The sequence below is a fragment of the Pseudomonas sp. SIMBA_068 genome (assembly GCF_046534705.1).
Lineage (GTDB): Bacteria > Pseudomonadota > Gammaproteobacteria > Pseudomonadales > Pseudomonadaceae > Aquipseudomonas > Aquipseudomonas putida.
This window is the reverse complement of record NZ_JAWRYI010000572.1, coordinates 1-270: the sequence shown is the minus strand read 5'-3', so window position 1 is coordinate 270 and position 270 is coordinate 1. Positions and strand designations below refer to the sequence as shown.

1 pseudogene is annotated in these 270 nt (G+C 61.1%); it reads right to left on the bottom strand.

From position 1 onward, the window contains the following. Positions 1-270, bottom strand: a pseudogene (locus SB756_RS30465) (PrkA family serine protein kinase); the annotation flags it as partial.

Here is a 270-nt window from a genome sequence, read left to right as displayed (position 1 = left end):
GCCCGTCATCCCTTCGTCCACGCCCGCGTAGTCGCGATACTCCTGGTACGACTTCGCCTTGGGATCGGTGTCCTTCAGGTTCTCGCCGTCGTACACCTGCATCTTCGAAAAGAGGCTCGAATTCTCCGGCTCGTGCAGCCGCGACAGCACCGCGAACTGCGACATCATCTTCAGCGTGCCGGGCGCGCACACCGCTTCGGCGAGCGACGAATTGCGGATCAGCTTCTCGTAGATCTTGATCTCTTCCGAGACGCGCAGGCAATACGGCAC